General features: G+C 64.2%; 15 protein-coding genes. 7 read left to right on the forward strand and 8 right to left on the reverse strand.

All coding sequences use genetic code 11. The features are described 5' to 3' along the window. The first annotated feature begins 16 nt into the window (after window positions 1–16). The 3 genes from KIT10_10605 to KIT10_10615 all read left to right on the forward strand — a co-directional run bounded on the left by KIT10_10605 (window position 17) and on the right by KIT10_10615 (window position 3,148). Entirely contained in the window at window positions 17–1,693 is a 1,677-nt protein-coding gene (locus KIT10_10605; protein MCW5899710.1) for a M28 family peptidase, read from the forward strand. Window positions 1,694–1,776: 83 nt separating this feature from the next. After that, complete coding sequence (locus KIT10_10610; protein ID MCW5899711.1) at window positions 1,777–2,769, forward strand: NAD(P)H-dependent glycerol-3-phosphate dehydrogenase; 993 nt, start codon at window positions 1,777–1,779, stop codon at window positions 2,767–2,769. Between the two features lie 142 nt (window positions 2,770–2,911). Then, window positions 2,912–3,148, forward strand: a complete 237-nt coding sequence (locus KIT10_10615) for a hypothetical protein (GenBank protein ID MCW5899712.1) — start codon at window positions 2,912–2,914, stop codon at window positions 3,146–3,148. Between the two features lie 7 nt (window positions 3,149–3,155). On the opposite strand, the gene KIT10_10620 is transcribed toward KIT10_10615, so the two are convergent. From KIT10_10620 to uvrC, 5 genes are all read right to left on the reverse strand, one after another. Next, the gene (locus tag KIT10_10620; protein MCW5899713.1) at window positions 3,156–4,763 is read right to left on the reverse strand and encodes a T9SS type A sorting domain-containing protein; all 1,608 of its coding nucleotides are present in this window, start codon (window positions 4,761–4,763) and stop codon (window positions 3,156–3,158) included. A gap of 45 nt (window positions 4,764–4,808) precedes the next feature. Then, entirely contained in the window at window positions 4,809–5,825 is a 1,017-nt protein-coding gene (locus KIT10_10625; protein MCW5899714.1) for a glycosyltransferase, read from the reverse strand. Continuing rightward, window positions 5,819–6,721, reverse strand: a complete 903-nt coding sequence (locus tag KIT10_10630) for a hypothetical protein (protein MCW5899715.1) — start codon at window positions 6,719–6,721, stop codon at window positions 5,819–5,821. Before KIT10_10630 ends, KIT10_10625 begins: the two co-directional genes overlap by 7 nt. 136 nt (window positions 6,722–6,857) lie before the next feature. After that, window positions 6,858–7,508 carry a DUF3667 domain-containing protein gene (locus tag KIT10_10635; protein ID MCW5899716.1) on the reverse strand — a complete coding sequence of 217 codons (651 nt, stop codon included), beginning with the start codon at window positions 7,506–7,508 and terminating at the stop codon, window positions 6,858–6,860. Window positions 7,509–7,567: 59 nt separating this feature from the next. After that, window positions 7,568–9,367, reverse strand: a complete 1,800-nt coding sequence (uvrC, locus tag KIT10_10640) for an excinuclease ABC subunit UvrC (protein ID MCW5899717.1) — start codon at window positions 9,365–9,367, stop codon at window positions 7,568–7,570. A 214-nt stretch (window positions 9,368–9,581) separates the two neighbouring features. On the opposite strand from uvrC, the gene lpxD reads away from it, so the two are divergent. Further along, complete coding sequence (gene lpxD, locus KIT10_10645; protein MCW5899718.1) at window positions 9,582–10,601, forward strand: UDP-3-O-(3-hydroxymyristoyl)glucosamine N-acyltransferase; 1,020 nt, start codon at window positions 9,582–9,584, stop codon at window positions 10,599–10,601. Between the two features lie 84 nt (window positions 10,602–10,685). On the opposite strand, the gene KIT10_10650 is transcribed toward lpxD, so the two are convergent. The 3 genes from KIT10_10650 to KIT10_10660 form a co-directional block, all read right to left on the reverse strand. After that, a complete protein-coding gene (locus KIT10_10650; protein MCW5899719.1) occupies window positions 10,686–12,683 on the reverse strand; it encodes a T9SS type A sorting domain-containing protein in 1,998 nt (665 codons plus the stop codon). Between the two features lie 369 nt (window positions 12,684–13,052). Further along, entirely contained in the window at window positions 13,053–16,493 is a 3,441-nt protein-coding gene (locus KIT10_10655) for a beta-propeller fold lactonase family protein (GenBank protein ID MCW5899720.1), read from the reverse strand. Between the two features lie 290 nt (window positions 16,494–16,783). Next, window positions 16,784–18,250: an aldehyde dehydrogenase family protein gene (locus KIT10_10660; protein MCW5899721.1), complete on the reverse strand. Its 1,467-nt coding sequence runs from the start codon at window positions 18,248–18,250 to the stop codon at window positions 16,784–16,786. 218 nt (window positions 18,251–18,468) lie between these two features. Here KIT10_10660 and KIT10_10665 point away from each other — a divergent pair, with 218 nt between their 5' ends. Genes KIT10_10665 through KIT10_10675 form a run of 3 tightly spaced genes read left to right on the forward strand, consistent with a single transcriptional unit; the run spans window position 18,469 to window position 21,363 of the window. Next, entirely contained in the window at window positions 18,469–18,873 is a 405-nt protein-coding gene (locus tag KIT10_10665; protein ID MCW5899722.1) for a hypothetical protein, read from the forward strand. A 49-nt stretch (window positions 18,874–18,922) separates the two neighbouring features. Further along, on the forward strand, window positions 18,923–19,654 hold the full coding sequence (locus tag KIT10_10670; GenBank protein ID MCW5899723.1) for a 3'-5' exonuclease: 732 nt from the start codon (window positions 18,923–18,925) through the stop codon (window positions 19,652–19,654). Next, a complete protein-coding gene (locus KIT10_10675) occupies window positions 19,651–21,363 on the forward strand; it encodes an ABC transporter ATP-binding protein (protein ID MCW5899724.1) in 1,713 nt (570 codons plus the stop codon). The genes KIT10_10670 and KIT10_10675 overlap by 4 nt, the downstream gene beginning before the upstream one ends. Window positions 21,364–21,369: the final 6 nt, after the last annotated feature.

A 21,369-nucleotide genomic window follows, 5' to 3' on the forward strand; every position in this document is an offset into this window, starting at 1 on the left:
GTAACTTCGCCGTCCCATGAAAAATCGCCTCACCATCTTGCTGCTTCCTTTGCTGCCACTGCTGCCGCTGCTGGCACCGGCGCAGTTGATGCCCGACCCGGCGGCCATCGCGCGCATGACCGCCGATGTGCGCTACCTGGCCAGCGAGGAGCTCGAAGGCCGCGAAGCGGGGACCCCCGGCGAACGCCTTGCCGCCGAATACATCGCCGCCGAGTTCGAACGCCTGGGCCTGAAACCCAAGGGCAACATGGGCTCCTACCTGCAGGCCTTCAACTTTCAGGCACCGCCCGTGGCGGGTCCCGCCAGCCGTCTGCAGATCGGCCGCAGCCACCTGGAAGTGGGCGCCGATTTCATCACACCGCTCTACTCGGCCAGCGGCACGGCACGCGGCAAGATCACGAAGGTGGAATTCGGCATCCACGCACCGGAGCTGGGGCATGACGACTACAAGGACGTGGACCTGAAGGACCGCATCGCCGCCATGCTCATCGGTTCGCCGGACGGCATCCACCCCCACAGCAAGTACATCGCGCATCACGACCTGCGGGGCCGCATCGAACAGGCCGTATCTCGCGGGGCGCTCGGCGTGGTGCTCTACAACGAGGACGCCAACGCGGAAACACCGGACGCTGAAAGCCGCCGCCGCACCCAGCCCGTAGCCGTGCCGGTGGTCTTCCTCAATAAGGACGAACACCACGGCCTGCTGATCGACAACAACCCCTGCGTGATCCACGCCGACGTGCAGCGCGAGGAGCGCACGGCGTACAACGTGGTAGGCCTGCTGGACAACAATATCGGCCGCGCCACGGTGACAGGCGCGCATTATGACCACCTGGGCTGGGGCGATGAGGGCAGCCGCCACCGCGGGGAGAAGGCGATCCACTACGGCGCCGACGACAACGCCAGCGGCACCGCCGTGCTGATGCAACTGGCCCGCGACATGAAGGAACTGGAAAGCACGCGCGCCAGCGATCATCTGTTCATCGCCTTCAGTGGCGAGGAGAAGGGCCTCTACGGCTCCAACTTCTGGACAAAGAACCCCACCTACCCGCTGGATGGCATCAACTACATGCTCAACCTGGACATGGTGGGGCGCTTGGACAGCCTGGGCAGCATCGGCATCAACGGTGTGGGCACCTCTCCCGCATGGAGCGCGGTGGACAGTCTGAAGGCCGGTGAGCTCACCATCAAAAGCACCCTCGGCGGCATCGGCAGCAGCGACCACACCAGCTTCTACCTGCAAGGCATCCCCGCCATACACTTCTTCACCGGCACGCATCCTGACTATCACAAACCCAGCGACACCTGGGAGAAGGTCAACTATCCGGGCATGCTGCGCGTCACGCGTTTCATCCAGGAACTGATGGCAAGGCTGGATGGACGTGGCCGGCTGCCGTTCACAAAGACCGAGGAGGAGAACGCCGCCGCCACACCGCGCTTCAAGGTGACCATGGGCGTGGTGCCCGACTACATGTTCAACGGCACCGGCATGCGCATCGATGGCGTCACCGAAGGGAAGCCCGCCGCCAACGCGGGGCTGAAGCAGGGCGATATCGTGCTGCGCATCGGACTGGTGGAAGTGCCTGATATGATGGGTTACATGAAGGCCCTGGGCCAGTTCAACAAAGGCGATACCGCGACGGTCAAGATCCTCCGGGATGGAAAGGAGGTGATGGTGGAGGTTGTTTTCTGAAGTGGCAAGTGGCGAGGTTGGCAGCTGGCAAGTCAAACCCCGCTAATCGCCAACTTGCCAACGTGTAAACTCGCCACTGTTCCATGGAAAGAAAGATCGCGGTAATAGGCGCCGGCAGCTGGGGCACCGCCCTGGTGAAGCTGCTCTCTGCGAACGCCGACAAGGTGGGCTGGTGGGTAAGGCGCGAGAGCACCATTGAGCACATCCGCAAGTACGGCCACAACCCGGACTACATCAGCGCCGCGCAGTTCGAGGTGGATCGCCTGGCCATGAGCAACGATATCCATGCCGTCGTGTCCGCCGCCGACGTGCTGGTGATCGCCGTGCCCAGCGCATTCCTGCAGGCCACCATGGACCTGCTGGACCCCTCCGAGTTGAAGGGGAAGACCGTCTTCAGCGCGGTAAAGGGGATCGTGCCGGCGACCAACCAGATCGTGGGCAGTTATCTCTTCGAGCACAAGGCTGTGGCCGAGAACGACTTCGGGGTGATCTGCGGTCCCTGCCATGCCGAGGAGGTGGCCCTGGAGCGCCTCAGCTACCTCACCATCGCCTGCCAGGACACGGCCAAGGCACAGGCCATGGGCAAAGCCTTGAACGGCCGCTTCATGAAGACCACGCTCAGCGACGACATCTACGGCACCGAGTACGCCGCCATCCTGAAGAACGTGATCGCCGTTTGCGCCGGCATCAGCGTGGGGCTGGGCTACGGCGACAACTTCCGCGCGGTACTGGTGAGCCGCGCCATCCAGGAGATCGCCCGCTTCGTGGAGGCGGTGCATCCCATCCGGCGCGACATCAACGAACCGGCCTACCTGGGCGATCTGTTGGTGACGGCCTACTCCACCTTCAGCCGCAACCGCGAGTTCGGCACCATGGTGGGCAAGGGCTACAGCGTGCGCGCAGCCCAGATGGAGATGAACATGGTGGCCGAGGGTTACCATGCCGTGAAGTGCGTGCATGAGATCAACCAGCAGCTCAAGGTGGACATGCCCATCACAGAGACCACCTACCGCATCCTCTACGAGAAGATGGCGCCCATGATGGAGATGCGTTTGCTGAGCGATCGGCTGGCGTAGGAAGACCACAGAGCCTATGGGAACCACAGAGGTCACAGAGAGATCAGGACCAATGGCCATGGCCCAACCCGTTCTGGCGGGCGGCTTTCCGCGGCAATAACTCCGTGCCCTCCGTGCCTCTGTGGTGAACGAATACACGAGCATGCCCCGCATACGCCTCCACTGGGATTTCTTCGGGCCCGATGCGCCCGTGACCGCAGAGCACTTCCTCAGGCACCTGGACGAGTTCTGCGCACGTGAAGACGTGAGCGGATACGAACACTGGACACGCCATGATGCGGTGCGCACCACGGCCATCATGGAATGCGACGAACGATACTTGAAGATGCTGCGCGAAGCCCTGCGCCCGGTGCGGGGGGAGCGTGTGCTCGGGGAATGACCCCTGGTCAGCGTATGAAGCGCACCACCTTGCGCAACTCGCCTGCCTGCAGTCGCACCAGGTAGGCGCCTGCCGCCAGGTCCTGCACATCCACACGCATGCGCTGGCCACCTGCCGGAATGCGGGCCGACAACAACTGCCGCACCTGCCTGCCACTGCTGTCGAGGAGATCCAGCGCCACCATGCCGCCAACTTCCAGGTCGATGGTGATGTACACCTCGCCACTGCCCGGCACGGCGCTCACGGTCATGATCTCCCGGCTGGTGGCCTCGGCATCATCGAGGCTTGTGGTCACATCCTGCACGAGGAGCACGCGGAACACCCGCGCGGTGGCGTCGCTCTGTGTGCCCGTGTTGACGAAGAAGATGTTGCGCGCACTGCTTTCGATACCGCCCACGATGTGGCCCGCGAGCACCGTATCGCCCACGAGCGCGTCCAGGTCCACGATGGCATCGGAGATCAGGGGGATGTCCGGGTTGTGGATGAACTCCGCACCCGCCCCCATCAATGCGGGCATTTCGCCGATCGCGAATTCCTCCATACTGCCATCCCCCTCGCGCACCACCATGCTGATCGTGTTCACGAAGGGCACGTTCACATCGTCCACCAACTGGCCGTTGGCGTTGAAGTAGTAGCGGCCGATGCCACCGAAGAACACCGTGCCCATGCGGTTCTCGTTCGTGCTGTACACCGGCATGTGGCCACCGTGGTACTGATTGAGCAACTGCTCGAAATCCGGCACGGCCGTGTAGGCGTCCGCGGTGATGTCCACGGTGTTCAGCCAGGGGATGTCGGCCTCATACTGGAACACACCACTGAAGGCCGTGTAGCCGGGCGTGCCATCGGGGAAGATCTGCGCCACCAGGTTGTAGTCCCGGCGGTGCAACTCCAAGGTGTCCACCACTTCGGTGAAGTCCGTGATAGCCAGGTTGGCCCCGTCGTCCGCGATGCGGAAGCGGCGGATCGCGTTGGTGTATTCCTGGATGAAGCCCGGACCGAAGTCGGGGCCCTGCGGGTTGTAACGGCCGATGAAGCGCTGACCGCCCACCAAGTGGAAGAGGTCGCCCACAGTACCCAGATATCCGCCGGTCACCGCCATGCGCTGGTCCGTGATGGAGCGGAAATGCGGAGCGATCTCCTGTCCGTTCTTGATGGCGTTGATGGCTTCGGACACATCCACCGCGGTGAGGCGCGGGTGGGTGATGTGGTCGTTGGCCAGGGCGGCGAACCCATATCCCCCGATGATGTACAGTGTGTTGCCCACCTGCTCGTACTCCATGTTGGTGCTCTGCAACTGCTGGTACACCGCAGCGGGCAGGCTGCTCATGGGCGTGCTCCAAACTTGTTGTAACACGGGATCCACCACGTAGGCCACGGTGTTGTTGTCCTCGGCCAAAAAGGCCGCGAAGGGCTGCCGACGGTGCAATCCATCGGTGCGGCCGCCGATCAGCAGCCACTCGCCATTGTGCTGCCCCCATGCGAAGGATTGCAGGCCCGGCATGTTGGGGATCGTGATCTCCTGCAGCACCACATGGCGATCGCCGAGGTCCTGGGCGAAGAGGCTGGTGGCACAGAGGCCGAAGGTGAGGAGCAGGGGCCGCGAGACAGGGTTCATGGCACAAAGGTCCCGGACGTGAGCACCTACGCTCCGTGACCTGGGTCACGCCGCCAGCACGAAGTCCTCCCCCTCCACCAGACCCCGTCCGGCCAGATACCCTGCGATCCGGTCCCCCGTGCCGCGCTGGCTGATGAAGCTCACGATGAAAGCCTCACCAGCGGGTGGCAGCCGGTCGTGCGGGATCCAGCGATAGCCCGGCACCTTGCGCGTGCGCACATCGGTGTAGGCGTCCACGCGCATGCCTTGTTCGCGCAGCAGCCGCGCACGCTCGCGGCACATGGGGCTGGTGCCCGCGATGACCACCGGTCGCGCGTTGGCATACTTGCGCTGGTACCACCTCGCCAGCCATTTCGCCTTGGTGGTGAAGAAGGCCGCCTTGCCATAGTTGGCGTGCGTGCGGCTCAGGCGGGTGGGATGATCGTGCCACGTGAGCAGTTCTTCGGGCAGCTTCGCGAAGCGCACCCCGGCATGCATCCAGCGCATCCACAGCTCGTGGTCCTCGGGCAGGGGACCGGTGTCGTAGCCGCCATGCCGTTCCATCAACTCGCGCCGGAACATCACGGTGGGGTGTGCGAGTGGCGCATCCACGAAACGCTTCACGTAATGCTCATGCGGAGAAAGGATGGCGTTCTGCCAGCCCACGAACCACTTCATGCCGCTGTTCCTCTCCACGGTGGTGGCGAAGACCGTGCACGTGCCCAGCACACCGATATCCGGGTGCGTGTCGAGGTAGGCCACCTGCTTCGCCAAGCGCTCCGGGTGGCACACGTCGTCGGCATCCATGCGGGCGATGTACGTGCCTCTTGCGTGCTTCAGCCCGGTGTTCAGCGCGTGGGCGATGCCAATGACGGGTTCGTGCAACAGACCGACACGCGGATCCCGATCCGCCCATTCCCGGGCGATCGAAGGACCTGCGCCTGTGGAGGCATTGTCGACGAGCAGCAATTCCCAGTCCTGGAAGGTCTGCGCCACGACGCTGGCGATGGCGGCATCCAACGTGTCGGCCGCATCGCGGTATGGAAGCAGAACCGACACGAGGGGGCGATCGCGCGTCACCATGCCAATTGTGCGAAAGAACGCACATAGGTGATCGACGCGCCCGACCAGGGCCTGTCGTTCAGGCCATGGAACAGGCCCACACGCCACATGCTCCGCGAATCGCCACGCCATTCCAAGGCCCCGCGCAATTCCATCGGGCGGTCCTGCTCATTCAAATAGCCCGCGTACCCGGCCAGCGAAAGCTCGCTCCACCAGCGGCCATGGTCCGCCACGATACCAAGACCGTAGAGCAGGCAGTCGTTCTGGAAATAGTCCACACGGTTGGTCTGGTACACCAGGAAACCGAGCGTGGCATGCGGACGCAGACGTTCCAGCCACGGCTTGTCGATCGTGTACCAGCGCCCGGTGGAGAGGTCGAAGGAATAGCCCGGCGCATCGGTGTGGCGCGCGCCCTCCAGGTTGTTGCCGCTGGCGGTGCGCAGGCGCATGCGCAGCAAAAGGCCCATGCGCCCTTCGCGCTCGGGGACCAGTTGCAGCAGTGTGTTGAGGTTCACGTCGCCGGTGCTGAAGCCCCGGCCATCACGATCGCGCGCGCGGCGCAGGTCGCGGGTCACCGTGTCCATCACGTAGTGCTCCAGCGCCATCCAGTCCAGCCCCACGGCCACACGCCCGCCGGCGAAGGGCAGATGCAGCTTCACCGTGGCGTCCAGCGTCGTTTCTCCAGTGGCGAAATGACCGCGACCGCCCAGCTCGAAACGGCCCAACGTATCGATGCGACCCTGTTCCAGCGGCGGTATCGGCAGGGCGTTCGGTCCGAGCAGCGCGGGGCTGTACACGAGGTAGCGCGTCCAGTGCGTCACATTGTCCCAGTCGTGGGTCTCATTCCACCACGTGAAGTCCTGCGCGGCGGCGGCACGCACCAGCAGTAACAGGGTAATGAACAGAAGCCGCCGCATGGGCACGAAGTTGAGCATCGCGCACGATGGATGACCTAACGCGTTGCCTGGAACACCGCGTCGAGCGGTTCGCCCAAGAGCAGGCTCACGAACAACATGCTCAGGACCACATAGAGTACGAAGGTCACCGGCACCATCACCAGGCCTTCATCACCGTCCATACCCCACGCCGGTGCAGATGCACACAAGCCCATGCGACGATGCCCAGGATGATCACGAAGCTCAACAGGTGGGCCGGTGGCCAGAATTTCACCACAATGAGCAGCGTGCTGGAGATGAACAGATAGGTGCCCGCTGTGAAGGTGTAGTGCACCAGACGCTCCACCCAACGCAGCCCGGTGCGTGGGAAAAGCACGCGATCGAAGGTGGCGAGCAACGCGATCAGGATCGGTTGCAGCAGGTTCACATGGCGACTCATCCAATGGTTCACACGCATGGCGGGCGTATCGGGCGGTGCCATTCCTCCTGCGCTGGCCACTGCGGCGTCCACGGGATCCCATTGCAGCACCCAGCGCACCAGGTAGTAGAAGGCCATGCCGAAGAGAAAGTAGCGCACCGGCGGCGTGAAGGACTTGCGGCGCCCTGCGATGAAGGCCCGCGTGAGCTTCGCCGGACCGGAGAGGAAGGTGCGCAGCGTGTTCAGAAAGGGCCCTTCGATATTGAAGACCGAGGCGAGAGCATCCTCCAGCACCTCCTTCAGCCGGATGCCCGGAACCACGCGCTTCTGGCCGCAGGCGGGACAGAAGGCGCCGTCATGCGCATGGCCGCAGTTGGCGCAGGGTGCCATCGGGAGCAAGGTAGGTGCAGGGTGGCATCGGCGCTTCCTGAACAAGGGTCCGCGGGCAGCTATTGCGAGGAGGCCAATCCCCGCATCACCACTTCCGCCTTCTTGGCCCCCACCGTGGCCACCACATCCTCGGGCAGCGCCTCGCGGATGCCCTTGATGCTGCCAAAGCGGTTGAGGAGCTTCTGCGCGGTGCCGGGCCCGATGCCGGGGATCTCCTCCAGGCCGGTGCGCACGATGCGCTTGCTGCGCTTGCCGCGGTGGTGCGTGATGCCGAAGCGGTGCGCCTCGTTGCGCATGTGCTGGATGACCTTCAGGCTGCTGCTGCGTTTGTCGATGTGCAGCGGGTAGGGGTCGCCGGGGAAGTAGATCTCCTCCAGCTTCTTGGCGATGCCGATGATGGCGATCTTGCCGCGCAGCCCCAGGCGGTCCAGTGCTTCGAGGGCGGCGCTGAGCTGGCCTTTGCCACCGTCGATGACGATGAGCTGCGGCAGCGGTTCGCCTTCGGTGACGAGCCTGCTGTAGCGGCGCTCCACGGCCTCGGTCATGCTGGCGAAATCGTCCGGCCCCTCCACCGTGCGGATGTTGAAGTGGCGGTAGTCCTTCTTGCTGGGCTTGGCGTCCTTGAACACCACGCAGGCGCTCACGGGATCGGTGCCCTGGGTGTTGCTGTTGTCGAAGCACTCGATGTGGCGCGGCAGCTCGTTGAGGCGCAGGTCCTGCTTGAGCTGCTCCAGGGTGCGGGTGGTGGCGCCCTCGGGGTCGGTGAGCTTCTCCTGCTTCTGCTTGTCCAGCATGAAGTAGCGCACGTTGCGTTCGCAGAGCTCCAGCAGCTTCAGCTTGTCGCCGCGCTGGGGCACGGTGAAGGTGAGGCCGGGCACCTCGATCTCGGGGTCGAAGGGCACGATGGCCTCGGGTGAGAGGCTGTGGTAGCGGCTGCGCAGTTCGGCGATGGCGAGCTGGAGCATCTCCACGTCGGTCTCGTCCAGGCGGCGTTTCAGCTCGATGGTGATGCCGTGCACCACGGCGCCATCGATGACGCGCATGTAGTTGACGTAGGTGCTGGCCGTGTCGCTCACCAGGCCGTAGATGTCCACATCGCCGATGTCGGGGTTCACCACGATGCTCTTGGCGCGGTAGCTCTCCAGCCGTTCGATCTTCTGGCGGTACTCCTCGGCGGCCTCGAACTCAAGCTTCTCGGCATGCTCGTGCATCAACGGCTTCATCACCTTCAGCAGCCCGGCCACGCGCCCCTTGACGATCTCGCGCACCTGGCCCATGTGCTCGTTGTACTCGGCCTCGCTCTGCAGGCCTTCGCAGGGGGCCTTGCAGTTGCCGATGTGGTACTCCAGGCAGCGCTTGAACTTCTTCTGCTCGATGTTCTTCGGCGAGAGGTCGTAGTTGCAGGTGCGCAGCTTGTACAGCTTGTGCACCAGGCCGAGCACGGTCTTCATGGTGCGCACGCTGGCGTAGGGGCCGAAGTAGTCGCTGCCGTCGCTCTCCGGGTTGCGCATGCCCTCCACGCGGGGGAAGCGTTCGTTGCGGATGCGGATGAAGGGGAAGCTCTTGTCGTCGCGCAGCAGGATGTTGTAGCGCGGCTGGTGTTCCTTGATCAGGCTGTTCTCCAGCAGCAGCGCCTCGAACTCGGTGGGCACGTGGATCACGCGCAGGTCGGCGATCTTGCGGACGAGCAGGCGGGTCTTGCCGTCGGTGTGCTCCTTGGCGAAGTAGCTGCCCACGCGGTTGCGCAGGTCCTTGGCCTTGCCCACGTAGAGGATGACCCCTTCGGCATCGAAGAACTGGTACACGCCGGGGGTGTGCGGCAGCAGGCGGACCTTCTCGCGGACGTCGAGGGGGTTCATCTGTTGCCAAAGTTCGTTGTTGGGCTTCGCCCGTAGCGATCCGTCGTTGATACAACATGGGTTGAGTAGCCAGTGGCGAGTAGGCGAGTGGCGAGTAAATGCCCCATACCGGCGCTTATCGCCGAGGGCATTTACTCGCCACTCGAAGGTCGCAGGCCGAACTCGCCACTCGCCACTCTCCCCCCTACCTTGGCGGTCCACACTGAACAGCCTCATGCAATTCACCGCCGCGCAGATCGCCCAACTCCTCCAAGGCACCGTGGAAGGCGACCCCAACGCCACCGTCAGCAAGCTCTCCAAGATCGAGGAAGGCGGTCCGGGGTCGCTGAGCTTTCTGGCCAACCCCGCCTACACACAATACGTGTACGACACCACCGCCAGCGTGGTGATCATCGGTGAGACTTTCATGTTGACCGGTCCGGTGAAGACCACCCTGGTGCGCGTGGCCGATGCACAGGGCGCCTTCGCGAAGGTGCTGGCGATGTACAACACCATCAAGCTGGACAAGAAGGGCATCGCACCCCAGGCGGTGATCGAGGAGGGTGCCACCTACGGCAATGACTGCTACATCGGCGCGCTGGCCTACATCGGCGCCAACGCGAAGCTGGGCAACAACGTGAAGGTCTACCCGCATGCGTACATCGGCGACAACGTGACCATCGGTGACAACACCACCGTTTTCGCCAACGTGACGATCTATTCCGACTGTGTGGTTGGCGCCAATTGCATCATCCACAGCGGCACGGTGATCGGCAGCGACGGCTTCCGTTTCGCGACCGGCCCGGATGGTGGCGCCAAGATCCCGCAGATCGGCAACGTGGTGCTGGAGGACGATGTGGAGATCGGCGCCAACTGCGCCATCGACCGCGCCACGCTGGGCAGTACGATCCTGCGCAAGGGCGTCAAATTCGACAACCTCATCCACATCGCGCACAACGTGGAGGTGGGCGAGAACACCTATTACGCCGCAGGCGGTGTGGTGGCGGGCAGCACCAAGATCGGCAGGAACTGCATGTTCAGCGGGCAGGTGGGGATCATCGGCCATTTGAAGATCGCGGACGGCACCATCATCGCGGCACAGAGCGGCATCAGCAAAGACACCAAGGCGGGCGAGACCTACATGGGTTCACCGGCCTTCGAGGTGGGCCGGTACCGCAAGAGCTACATCCACTTCCGCAACCTGGACAGCCTGGTGGAGCGGGTGAAGAAGCTGGAAATGGCCCAGGGTGGCTGATCGCGTCACCACCACGGTGGCCCCCGAAAAGAAAAGCGCCCCCTTGCGGGGGCGCCTTCCTTGTGGGTCTGTCAGAAGTTCCGATCAGCGCGCGATGACGATGCGCTGCACACTGCGCTGGCCGTCGAGTTCCAGGCTCAGCACGTAGGTGCCGTTGGCCAGGCCGCTCACGTCCAGGGTGATGGTGCGCTGCTCGCCGCTGTTCAGCACCACCGTGCTGGTGGGCAGGGCCAGACGGCCTGTGGCGTCCATCAGCAGCACGGCAACTTGACCGGAGATGTTCGCGGTGATGTTCACATTCAGGCGGTCGGAGGCCGGGTTGGGGAAGGCCAGCAGGTCGGCGATGTTCGCCAGCTCCAGCGCCTTGTTGTCTCCCGGCGTTCCCTTGCCAGCGCAATCCACCTTGCCCTTGTTGGTATTGCCGTCCACAAAATTCTCGTTCACAAGGGTCAGGGCCTCGTTCAGCTGACTGGCGGTGTATGGGGAGGCGCAGCCACCGATGAAGTGGTTGGCGGCATCCAGCAGTTCCTGCACGGTCCAACCGGCGAAGCTGCCATGGTTGATCACCGCGTTGGCGAGCAGACCGCCGGTGCCGAAGTTGGGGTCGTAGTTGTCGAAGCCCACGCTGAGGGTGAGGGCCACCAGCTGGCCGGCCAGCACGTTCTTGTAGCTGTTGCCGGGGTTCACCAGGTTGGTGGTGAGCTTCTTGGGCGTGCTGCCGCTGGGCAGGAAGTTCTGCACCGCCTGCGCGCTGTTCAGGGTCAGCGTGTAATTGCAGCCGATGGTGAGGCCGCCGGGGAAGGCCGCCGCGAAGTGGGCGTTGCGGTAAGCGCCGGGGTTGTTGCCATTGGCGGGTGCGCCCCAACCGCCCTGGGTCTGCGTGCGCAACGCGCAGGGTTCCTCCTTGTCGTCCTCATCGTCGTGCTTCTTCTCGCAGTCGATGGTGAAATACTTGATGGTCTGGCAGTCGGCCGCGTCGATCACCGACACGCTGTAGTCGCCATTGGTCAGGCCGGCCACGAAGGCCACCTGGGCACCATTGCTCCACAGGATGTGGTAGGGGGTGATGGCGCTCACGATGTCGGTCACCAGGGCGTAGCCGGTGCCATCGGGGGCACAGCCGGTCTCCACCACGAAGTCCAGGTTGCAGTCGCCGGTGGGCTCATCGCCGGTGCGCATCTCACCGTGGTGCATCATGTTCTTGTCGTCGCCGGGGTGGTCCTTCTTGTCGTCGCAATCCACCTTGCCATTGTTGGTGGTGCCGTCCACGAAGTTGTTGTTCACCATGTCCAGCGCGTCGTTCAGCTGTCCGGCGGTGTAGGGCGAGGCGCAGCCGCCGATGAAGTTGTTGGCGGCGTCCAGCAGTTCCTGCACGGTCTTGCCGGCGAAGGTGCCGTGGTTGATCACCGCATCGGCCAGCAGGCCACCGGTGCCGAAGTCGGGATCGTAGTTGTCAAAGCCCACGCTGAGGGTGAGGGCCACGAGCTGGCCGGCCAGCACGTTCTTGTAGCTGCTGCCGGGGTTCACCAGGTTCTGGGTGAGCTTCTTGGGCGAAGTGCCACTGGGCAGGAAGTTCTTTACCGCCAACGCCGTGGTCAGCGTAAGTGTCTTGTTGCAGCCGATGGAAAGACCTCCGGGGAAGGCAGCGGCGAAGTGGGCGTCGCGGTAAGCCCCCGGGTTGTTGCCGTTGGCCGGGGCACCCCAGCCACCCTGGGTCTGCGTGCGCAGCTGGCAGGGCTCCTCCTTGCCGTCATCACCACCATCGTCCTTCTTGATGCAATCGATCGTGAAGTACTTGATGGCGGTGCAGTTCGCCGCGTCGGTCAGCGTCACACTGTAGTCGTTGTTCACCAGGCCCGCAACGAATTGGTTGCTGCCGCCGAACGACCAGCTGATGCCGTACGATCCGATGTTGTTGACGATGTCCGTCACCAGCGCGTACCCCGTTCCGTCGGGCGCGCATCCCACCTCCACAGTGAAGTCCAAGTTGCAATCCGTGTCCCGGGCATCCACTGTGGTCCCAAGGCCAAAGACCATGATCAGGATGGCCAGGCGGCCGATGATGGTGTTGAAAACTGCCATGTCGAGTTGTGTTGGTTTTTTGAATTTGCGGGGCCAAGGTTTTCGCAAGTCGAAACTATTGTCAAGTTGGTCGATGATAATTACGCGTTCGTCGATAGAATTGAGGTTGGCATTGATCTCATTTTCCCCTGATGGTCAACGACTTGTGTAACATCAACCCCTCCGCAAGAAAAATTCGTCGATATGATCAGGGTGTTTGTCGAAGGGCCTGGGGGTGTCTCCCAAGCGGCCCGGAACGGTCCTCCGCCCACCCGCCGATCACCCCTGGGCAGCCCGAAAAAGCCGATCGGCCGACCCGTGTCCCTATCAGGACCACCGACCGGCCGACCAGCCAACTATGAATCGCATACTGCCAACTGGCAACTTCCCCTACGGCACCTGCCCCTGCCGGATGTTGGTGGGTACGGAACCGCCCACGTTCACCAGAATGGGGTCGCGGTCGTTCTCCGGGCCGGTGTATTTCACCAAGCCGTCCAGGTTGATGTCCTCGGGCCAGTAACCTGGCACTACCGCACTGGGCACTATCCCGCCGATTCGGGCCAGGATCGGGTCGCGATCGTTGCCCGGACCAGTGTACTGGATGTTGCCGTTGCCGGTGACGTCACCCGCCCACAAGGCACGCACCCCGCTGGGCAGGGTCTTCCGCGCATCGGTACCCCAGGTGGCCAGGCCCGCGCTGCCGAAGTCCACAATGGTGATGCCCGTGCCGAAGGTCTGCGGCGCAGCCGTCATGGCCGGCAGGTGGTTGCGGTGGCTTACAAGCACGTGGTAGTTGCCGCGCGCCACGGTGGGGAAACGCAGCGGGTTGGAGCCGTCGGCCATCACCACCTTGCCGTTGGCTTGCACCAGTCCGGCCAGTTCGGCCACCACGGTGGTGGGGCTGTTGGGATCACGCAGCTGCACCAGCACCCAGTCCACCACGGCCTGCGGACCCACCCGCTCCAGCACACTGGGTTTCAGGGAAGTGGTCAGCCCATAGGGGTCGCTGGTGGGGATCAGGCCGTTCAGGCGCAGGTCCGTACGCATCACCGGGCCGATCACCGGGCCTTCCAACCAGGTGGTCAGTTCCATCTCCACGTCGCCGTCGATGAAGTCGTAGACGCCGTCCATGTCGCGGTCGATACCCAGGCGCATGGCGGCGTGCTTGTGGACCACCGTCCAGGTCAGGGTGCTGTTATTCGCCGCGTTCGTGGCATAAGCCACCAGTGCATCATGGGTGATCGTGGGTGCGCCGTTCTCATCCGGTTGGTATACACTGCTTCCTCCGGTGCCCGTTCCCACATAGAGGAACCCGCGCCGTTGTCCGTTCCAAGTGCCCTTCACGATCACCCCCAACTCCGTGGGGAAGTTGTTGGCCAAGCTTCTCAAGAAGTTCACGTTGTTCGGCTGTTGTCCAGTGCCGTTGCCAATGGTGCCACTGAGCGTATGCTGAAGGCCAACGGCAGGCAGGGAGTGGTTGTCATCGTGCCACAAGCCGGGGCCTACGTCGTCGCTCCCGGGGCTGTTCACCAGATCAACGCCCCCGTTCCACCCAAGCAGTTCCGCTTGGTAGTCACCGAAATAGTGCTGAGTACCCGTCTGGTTCAACCACGTTTCGAATGCTCCATCGGACATGTAGCCAAAACCTGCTGTGCTGTTCGCGTTGAAGTAGAAACCCATCTTCTTATGCGCCGTGCGCAGATCGGCCCCGATGTTCTCATTGCCCGCCTGCACATGGTTGCTGCGGCCGGTCTGCATCTGGTGGCAATGGTTGCAGTTCACCTCCATCACCGCGAACAGCTTCACGCCCGCGTTCTGGATCGTTTGGAAGGTCGTACCAGGACCCCGTACGCGGTCATAGGGGATCTGGGTGCTTGAGTTCATCCGCCGAAGCTGATAGCCGCCACCATCGCTGTTCGCGCCGGAGGTATACCAGTTCCGATATGGGCTTGGATGGTAGTAGGTGTTGGCCAGGAAGTCGCTGAACTCCTGCATGCTCTGGGGGTCCATGGGGGCTTCGAGGCCCTGCAAGTGGTGGAAGGCGCCGGCGAAATCGTGGAAGGTCTCCTTGTCGCCGCGCCAGTGCAGGAAGCCGGTGCCCTTGTCGATGATGTCGATGAGCCACTGGGTGGTCTTCAGGCCCTTCATGGGGTGGAAGAGCTTGTTGCCCACGGTGACCTGCTCGCCACTGGGGTCGCCCAGGTCCCAGGCCAGGCGGTCCCAACGGGCATCCACGTGGCAGCTGCCACAGCTGATGTGGCCGGTGCCGCTGCCGGTGTGCGTGTCATACAAGTGGCGGCGGCCGATCTTGATCACTTCGGGCGTGGGGTCGAAGAACTTGGTGCGCGCCACTTCCTTGCCGCTGGCCATGTTCACCGTGCTGATGCTGCCGTCGAACTTGTTCAGCACGAAGAAGCGCTCGTTGGCCTCGTCCAGCTTGATGCCCGTGGGACCTTCGCCCACCACGATCGGCTCGGAGCCGATGCGCGCGCCGTTCTGGTCCACCATGATCACGTTGTTGCTGCCCATGCCGGTGATGTAGGCGGCGGTGCCATCGGCCTTCCACGCGATGCCGCGCGGATCGCCGATGCTCTGCTTGCGCAAGGCCGGCGCCACCGAGGGGGTGCTGTAGTTCAGGTGCGGGTTCAGGTCGGTGATGGCGGTGCTGGCCTGGCTGCCTTGGTTGAATTGGCTGATGTTCACCCGCAGGAATTTGCCGTTGAGGTTGGGCTCGAAACGGATCTCGTTGGTGGCGTCGGTGCCTACCACGCTGATCTTGCCCGTGGCGGGGTTCACGGCCATGGCCATGAGGATGTTGCCCAGATGCTTCTGGTAACTGACGGTGTTGGTCTGCGGGTTGGCCACATCGATCACCGCCACGTCATGGTCCAGCAGGTCCCAGCCATTCACGCGCACACCCTGCCCGCCGCTCACCAGATTGGTCCAGTTGCGGTTGTTGTCGTCCATCCACTGCCCGGCGGCGTTCTTGCGCACCACCATGCTGGCCATGTCGGTCTTGACGGGGTTGGCCGGATTCATCGGCGGGTTGAAACCTGAGGGGCCGCTGTTGGGCACGGGGCGTATGCCCCCATATGGGCCAACGGGCTTGGCCACGTCGTTGGCCACGATGGTCCCGGGGCCATTGCCGTTCTGCGGCGACTTGAAACCCTGGGCCATGAACTCGTTGCCGGGGATCACCGTGGTCTGGTTGCCGCTCTCGAAGAAGGCCGCGTAGACCTTTTGGCCGTTCTGGCTCACGGCCAGTGCGCGCGGTTGTTCGCCCACCAACAGCACCTCGGTGGGCGCGGCGGCCAGGTTGGCGGTGTTGAATACCCACACGGCCTTGCGCTCGCTGCAGCTCACGAAGGCCTTGCCGCTGGCGAAGACCACATCGGCGGGCTCATCCTCCACCTGCAGCGTGCGGAACACGCGGTTGGTGGTGAGGCTCGCCACGCTCACGTTGTCGCTCACACGATTCACCACCCAGAACTCCGTGTTGGTGCGTGCCCTCACCGTCACCGGTTCCACGCCCACGGTGATGGACACGCTGTGGCGGATGCCGTCGGGCAGGATGTCGTAGACCTCCACGCTGTTGTTGCCCGTGTTCACCGCCAGCAACTTGTTGCCGTCGGGGGTGATGTCCATGGGGTGCACGTGGGCGCTCTCGAAATTGGCGAAGGTGCTGGCGGGGACGCCCTTGGGGGTGCCTTCGCTCTCGGCAGGGGGCGGTGCGCCGCTGCGGTCAAAGGCCTCGAAGGCCGAGAAGCCCAGCACGGCCGTGGTGGCCAGCAGGGACAACGCAAGCTTGGGGCGGGTACTCCATATCCTCATGACGGGGCAGGTTTGGTGCGGGTTCCGGAAGCAGGTGCCGGCATTCGCACACCAAGCGGGGCGTCACCACACCCAGCGCAGGAAGTACCGGAGCGCCAGCAAGCTAAAGCAGAGGCCGACAGGATGCAAACAGGTGGTGGGCGGTTCTTGTAGACTTGACGGAAGCTTAACGCGGGGAGGGGAGGTGAAGGCTTGGCCGCGACAGGCGCACGCGGAGGCGCGGAGGAGGCAGGGGCAACTCAGTGCCTCCGCGTCTCTGTGTGGGATGCTCGGCCCACCAGCCTGGACCTTTAGAATACCAAAAGCCGCGGCTCGCTCATCTCCTCGATGGCGTACTTCAGCCCTTCGCGCCCCAGGCCGCTGTCCTTGATGCCGCCGTAAGGCATGTTGTCCACCCGGAAGCCCGGGATGCCGTTGATGATGACGCCACCCACCTCGAGTTCCTCGTGGGCGCGCTTCACGTGCGGGAAGTGGTCGGTGAAGACGCCTGCCTGCAGACCGTAGGCGCTGTCGTTCACCCGCGCGATGGCCTCGCCGAAGTCCTTCACCCGTTCCAGCGTGGCCACCGGACCAAAGGCCTCGGCGCAACCCACCTTCATGTTGTTGTTCGTGCCAGTGAGCAGGGTGGCCGCATGGATGTGGTGCGCGGCATCGGCCACGGTGCCACCGGCCAGCACTTGGGCACCGCCCTGCTTCGCCTCCTCGATCCAGTCGTCGATGCGCTTGAGGTGGCCGCGATCGATGATCGGCCCCACGATGGTCTTCGGGTCGGCGGGGTCGCCGCAGGGGATCTTCTCCACTTCCGCCACCAGCAGCTCGCGGAACGGTTCGAAGATGCTGTCCACCGCGAAGATGCGCTGGGTGCTGATGCAGATCTGCCCGGCGTAGAGGTAGGCACCGGTGGCCACGGCCTTCGCCACGGCGGGCAGGTCGGCGCTTTCATCCACGATCACCGCCGCGTTGCCGCCGAGCTCCAGGGCCACCTTCTTCTTGCCGCAGATGGCCTTCAGGTGCCAGCCCACGGTGTCGCTGCCGGTGAAGCTGAGCATGGCCACGCGGTCGTCCTTCACCAGTTTCTCCGCCACCGGAATGCCGCAGAGCAGGGTGCTGAAGCTGCCCTCGGGATAGCCGAGCCGTTCGATGAGGCCGGCCAGCGCCAGCGCGCTGAGGGGGGCCTGGGGCGCGGGTTTCAGCACCACCGGGCAACCGATCGCCAACGCGGGCGCCACCTTGTGCAGCACCAGGTTCAGGGGGAAGTTGAAGGGCGTGATCGCCGCGATGACGCCGATGGGGAAGCGCTTGGTGAAGGCGGTCTTGCCAGCGCCCGCGCCATGGTCGATGGGCACCACCTCGCCGCCGAAGCGCAGGGCCTCGGCCGCGGCGGTGCGCACGGTGACGATGCAGCGGGCGATCTCCGTGCGCGCATAGGAAATGGGCTTGCCGGCCTCGTGCATGATCAGCTGCGCCAGGGCCTCCTCATGCTCCTTCAGCAGGGCCGCCAGGCGTTCGAGCTTTTCGCTTCGCTCGCCGGCGCTCAACTTCCACAGCGGTCCGCGTGCCGCATGCGCCGCCGCGATCGCCGCCTCCATCCGCTCCGCCGTGGCGTGTGGTATCCGCGCCAGCTCGTAGCCGTGGTACTTCTCCACCACCGTGTTGAAGGTGCCATCGCCCGCATCGCTCCAGCGGCCGGCGATGAAATTGCGGTCGTGAACAAGGGCTTGTATGCTCTTCGGCAGGGTGGCGGTGGCGGTGGACATGGGGCGCGGGAAAAGGTCGAGCACAAAGGTATCCCGGTGGGCAGGGTGCGCGCTCGCAGCCAGGATCCGCCGTGTTGATGCGGCCATTCCCATTCATCCAAGTCCATTCGCGGTTCCTGAACGTCTCGATGCGACATGCCGAAGTTCCTCACGCCCACGGTGCCTCCACGCCTTCGTGGTCCTGCGCGCCATACAACTCCCCTTCCGACCTTTGCCCCATGCGCAAGGACATCCACGAACCCGCTGTGGAAGGCGTTTCCATGGCGGTGGTGCGCGAGACGGACGACGACGGTGGGACGGCCTGGTACGTGTACCTGATCAACCGGCAGGAGGTGAGGCTGGACAATGTGCTGGTGAGTTCACGCGGCTACGGCGAACTGGAAGGTGAACAGCGCCGCACCAGCGAGATGCGCCACTTTCTCGAACACCTCGGTCCGCGCAGTTGGGCACGCCTCGAACGCATCATGGAGGACGTCTTCGGCCTCAGCAACCAATACTGGCTCAGCTACTACATCGGGGGCGTGTTGCACGACAAGAAGTTCATCTTCCTGCCGGACAGCATCCTGGAGGAACACTTCACGGAGTTGCCGTTGATGGGGAAGCGCGGGGTGTTGATCGGGTGAAGGGTGAGGGGTTGGTGCGCGTTACATTCGCTCACACATCTTCTTCGCCGTGCGGCACGACCAGATCCGCGATCTTTCCAAGGTCCTTTTTCTCGACATCGAGACGGTGCCGCAGACCGCGCGTTGGGAGGATGTGGACGAGCGCACCGCGGAACTCTTCGCGCAGAAGACCCGCTACGAACAGGAACGCGGCGACAAGAGCGCCGCGGATCTCTGGCCCGAGCGCGCGGGCATCCTCGCCGAGTTCGGCAGGATCGTCTGCATCGGGGTGGGCGCGCTGATCAAGCGACCGGACGGCCGCCACGGATTGCGCGTGTCCAGCTTCCACGGCGACGACGAGCGCGATCTGCTCCTGCGTTTCAAACAGATGCTGGACGAACACTACGACAGCGACGAGCACTGGCTCTGCGGCCACAACGGCAAGGAGTTCGACTTCCCGTGGATCGCGCGCCGCTGCGTGGTGCACCGCATCCAGTTGCCGCGCCTGCTGGATATCGCAGGCCTGAAGCCCTGGGAGGTGGGCCACCTGGACACCATGCAACTCTGGGGCTTCGGCGACCGCAAGGCCTTCACCTCGCTGAAACTGCTCACGCACATCCTGGGCATCCCCACGCCGAAGGACGACATCAGCGGCGCCGACGTGGCACGCGTGTACTGGGAGGAACGCGACGTGGAACGCATCGCCACCTACTGCAAGAAGGACGTGGTGGCCACTGCGCAACTCTACCTGCGCCTCACCGGCCGCGAACTGGTGCCCGAGGCCAACATCACCCTGGCGTGAATACGGACAAGGCGCTCCTTGATGTGCGCGACCTGAACGTGCGCTTCGGCGACAGCGTCGTGGTGGACGATGTGTCCTTCACGCTGAAGGCCGGGGAGTGCCTGGGCCTGGTGGGCGCCAGCGGCAGCGGAAAAAGTGTCACGGCCCTCGCATTGATGGGTCTGCTGGACCAGCGTCACGCCGCGGTGCGCGGACAAGCGTCGCTCACCACACCCGAAGGCGAAGTGGACCTGCTGGCCCTGCCGCAGGAAGCCCTGCGCCGCTTGTGCGGCCGCCACATCGCCATGGTCTTCCAGGAGCCGATGACCGCACTGGACCCGGTGTACAGCGTGGGCGAGCAGGTGGCCGAGTCGCTGCGCTGGCACCTGCGCATGGACCGCACCGCCGCGCGGCGTCGCGTGGTGGAACTCTTCCGCGAAGTGCTGCTGCCGGATCCCGAAGCGCTCTACGACCGCTATCCGCATCAACTCAGCGGCGGCCAGAAACAGCGCGTGGTCATCGCGCTGGCGCTGGCCTGCGAACCCGCTGTGCTCATCTGCGACGAACCCACCACCGCACTCGATGTGCTGGTGCAACGCGAGATCATCGACCTGCTGAAGCTGCTGCAACGCGACCGCCGGATGGGCATGCTCTTCATCACGCACGACCTCGGCGTGGTGCGCGAACTGGCGCAACGCGCGCTGGTGATGCGGCACGGCCGTGTGGTGGAAAGCGCGGAGGTCGGCACGCTCTTCAGCGCGCCGCGACATCCATACACGCGCGGCCTCATCGCCTGCAGGCCCGACCCCACGCGTCATCCCGAGCGGCTGCCCACCGTGGAGGAATTCCTCGCTCACGAAGGCGCCGCGCCCGCGCATGGCCAGCGCTCCGCGGCCGATCGCGCGGAGCGCTTGGGATCGCTGCGCGCACAGCCACCGCTGTTGGAGGTGGAGGCGCTGAACAAGAGCTATCCCGGTGAGCGCGGCCTCTTCCGCCGACCCAGGCCCGATGCGCACATCCTGCACGACATCTCCTTCCGTGTGCATCCTGGCGAAACGCTCGGCATCGTCGGTGGCAGCGGCAGCGGCAAGACCACCCTGGGCCGCAGCATCCTGCGCCTGATCGAGCCGGGCAGCGGACGTGTGCGTTACGACGGCCGGGAACTGACCACGCTCGCCGCGGACGACATGCGCCGCCTCCGCCGCGAGCTGCAGATCATCTTCCAGGACCCTTACTCCTCGCTCAACCCGCGCATCACCGTGGGGGGCGCCATCGCCGAGGCCATGCGTGTGCACGGCATCGGCCGCGATGACGGGGATCGGCGCGGTCGCATCACCGCGTTGTTGGAACGCGTCGGTCTGGAGGCCGCGCACTACGACCGTTTCCCACACCAGTTCAGCGGCGGGCAACGGCAGCGCATCGTCATCGCGCGCGCCATCGCGCTGGAGCCCCGCTTGATCGTGTGCGACGAAAGCGTGGCGGCACTGGACGTGAGTGTGCAGGCGCAGGTGCTCAACCTGCTGAACGACCTGAAGGAGGAGAAGGGCCTCACCTACCTCTTCATCAGTCACGACCTCAACGTGGTGAAGTATTTCTGCGACCGCATCCTGGTGCTGGAGCAGGGCCGGCTGGTGGAATGGGGCCCGGCGGACGAGGTGTATGGAAACCCGCAGGCGGCGTACACGAAGAAGTTGATCGCCGCGATCCCGGGAGCTTCCCCCGGGCCTTGAAGCGCC

This window comes from Flavobacteriales bacterium, from assembly GCA_026129465.1.
In the GTDB taxonomy this organism is placed as follows: domain Bacteria; phylum Bacteroidota; class Bacteroidia; order Flavobacteriales_F; family PHOS-HE28; genus PHOS-HE28.

Excerpts from the sequence above, each read along its gene's own strand:
- KIT10_10605 (MCW5899710.1), top strand. The coding sequence starts at position 17 with ATGAAAAATCGCCTCACCATCTTGCTGCTTCCTTTGCTGCCACTGCTG.
- KIT10_10610 (MCW5899711.1), top strand. The coding sequence starts at position 1,777 with ATGGAAAGAAAGATCGCGGTAATAGGCGCCGGCAGCTGGGGCACCGCC.
- KIT10_10615 (MCW5899712.1), top strand. The coding sequence starts at position 2,912 with ATGCCCCGCATACGCCTCCACTGGGATTTCTTCGGGCCCGATGCGCCC.
- KIT10_10620 (MCW5899713.1), bottom strand. The coding sequence starts at position 4,763 with ATGAACCCTGTCTCGCGGCCCCTGCTCCTCACCTTCGGCCTCTGTGCC.
- KIT10_10625 (MCW5899714.1), bottom strand. The coding sequence starts at position 5,825 with ATGGTGACGCGCGATCGCCCCCTCGTGTCGGTTCTGCTTCCATACCGC.
- KIT10_10630 (MCW5899715.1), bottom strand. The coding sequence starts at position 6,721 with ATGCGGCGGCTTCTGTTCATTACCCTGTTACTGCTGGTGCGTGCCGCC.
- KIT10_10635 (MCW5899716.1), bottom strand. The coding sequence starts at position 7,508 with ATGGCACCCTGCGCCAACTGCGGCCATGCGCATGACGGCGCCTTCTGT.
- uvrC (MCW5899717.1), bottom strand. The coding sequence starts at position 9,367 with ATGAACCCCCTCGACGTCCGCGAGAAGGTCCGCCTGCTGCCGCACACC.
- lpxD (MCW5899718.1), top strand. The coding sequence starts at position 9,582 with ATGCAATTCACCGCCGCGCAGATCGCCCAACTCCTCCAAGGCACCGTG.
- KIT10_10650 (MCW5899719.1), bottom strand. The coding sequence starts at position 12,683 with ATGGCAGTTTTCAACACCATCATCGGCCGCCTGGCCATCCTGATCATG.
- KIT10_10655 (MCW5899720.1), bottom strand. The coding sequence starts at position 16,493 with ATGAGGATATGGAGTACCCGCCCCAAGCTTGCGTTGTCCCTGCTGGCC.
- KIT10_10660 (MCW5899721.1), bottom strand. The coding sequence starts at position 18,250 with ATGTCCACCGCCACCGCCACCCTGCCGAAGAGCATACAAGCCCTTGTT.
- KIT10_10665 (MCW5899722.1), top strand. The coding sequence starts at position 18,469 with ATGCGCAAGGACATCCACGAACCCGCTGTGGAAGGCGTTTCCATGGCG.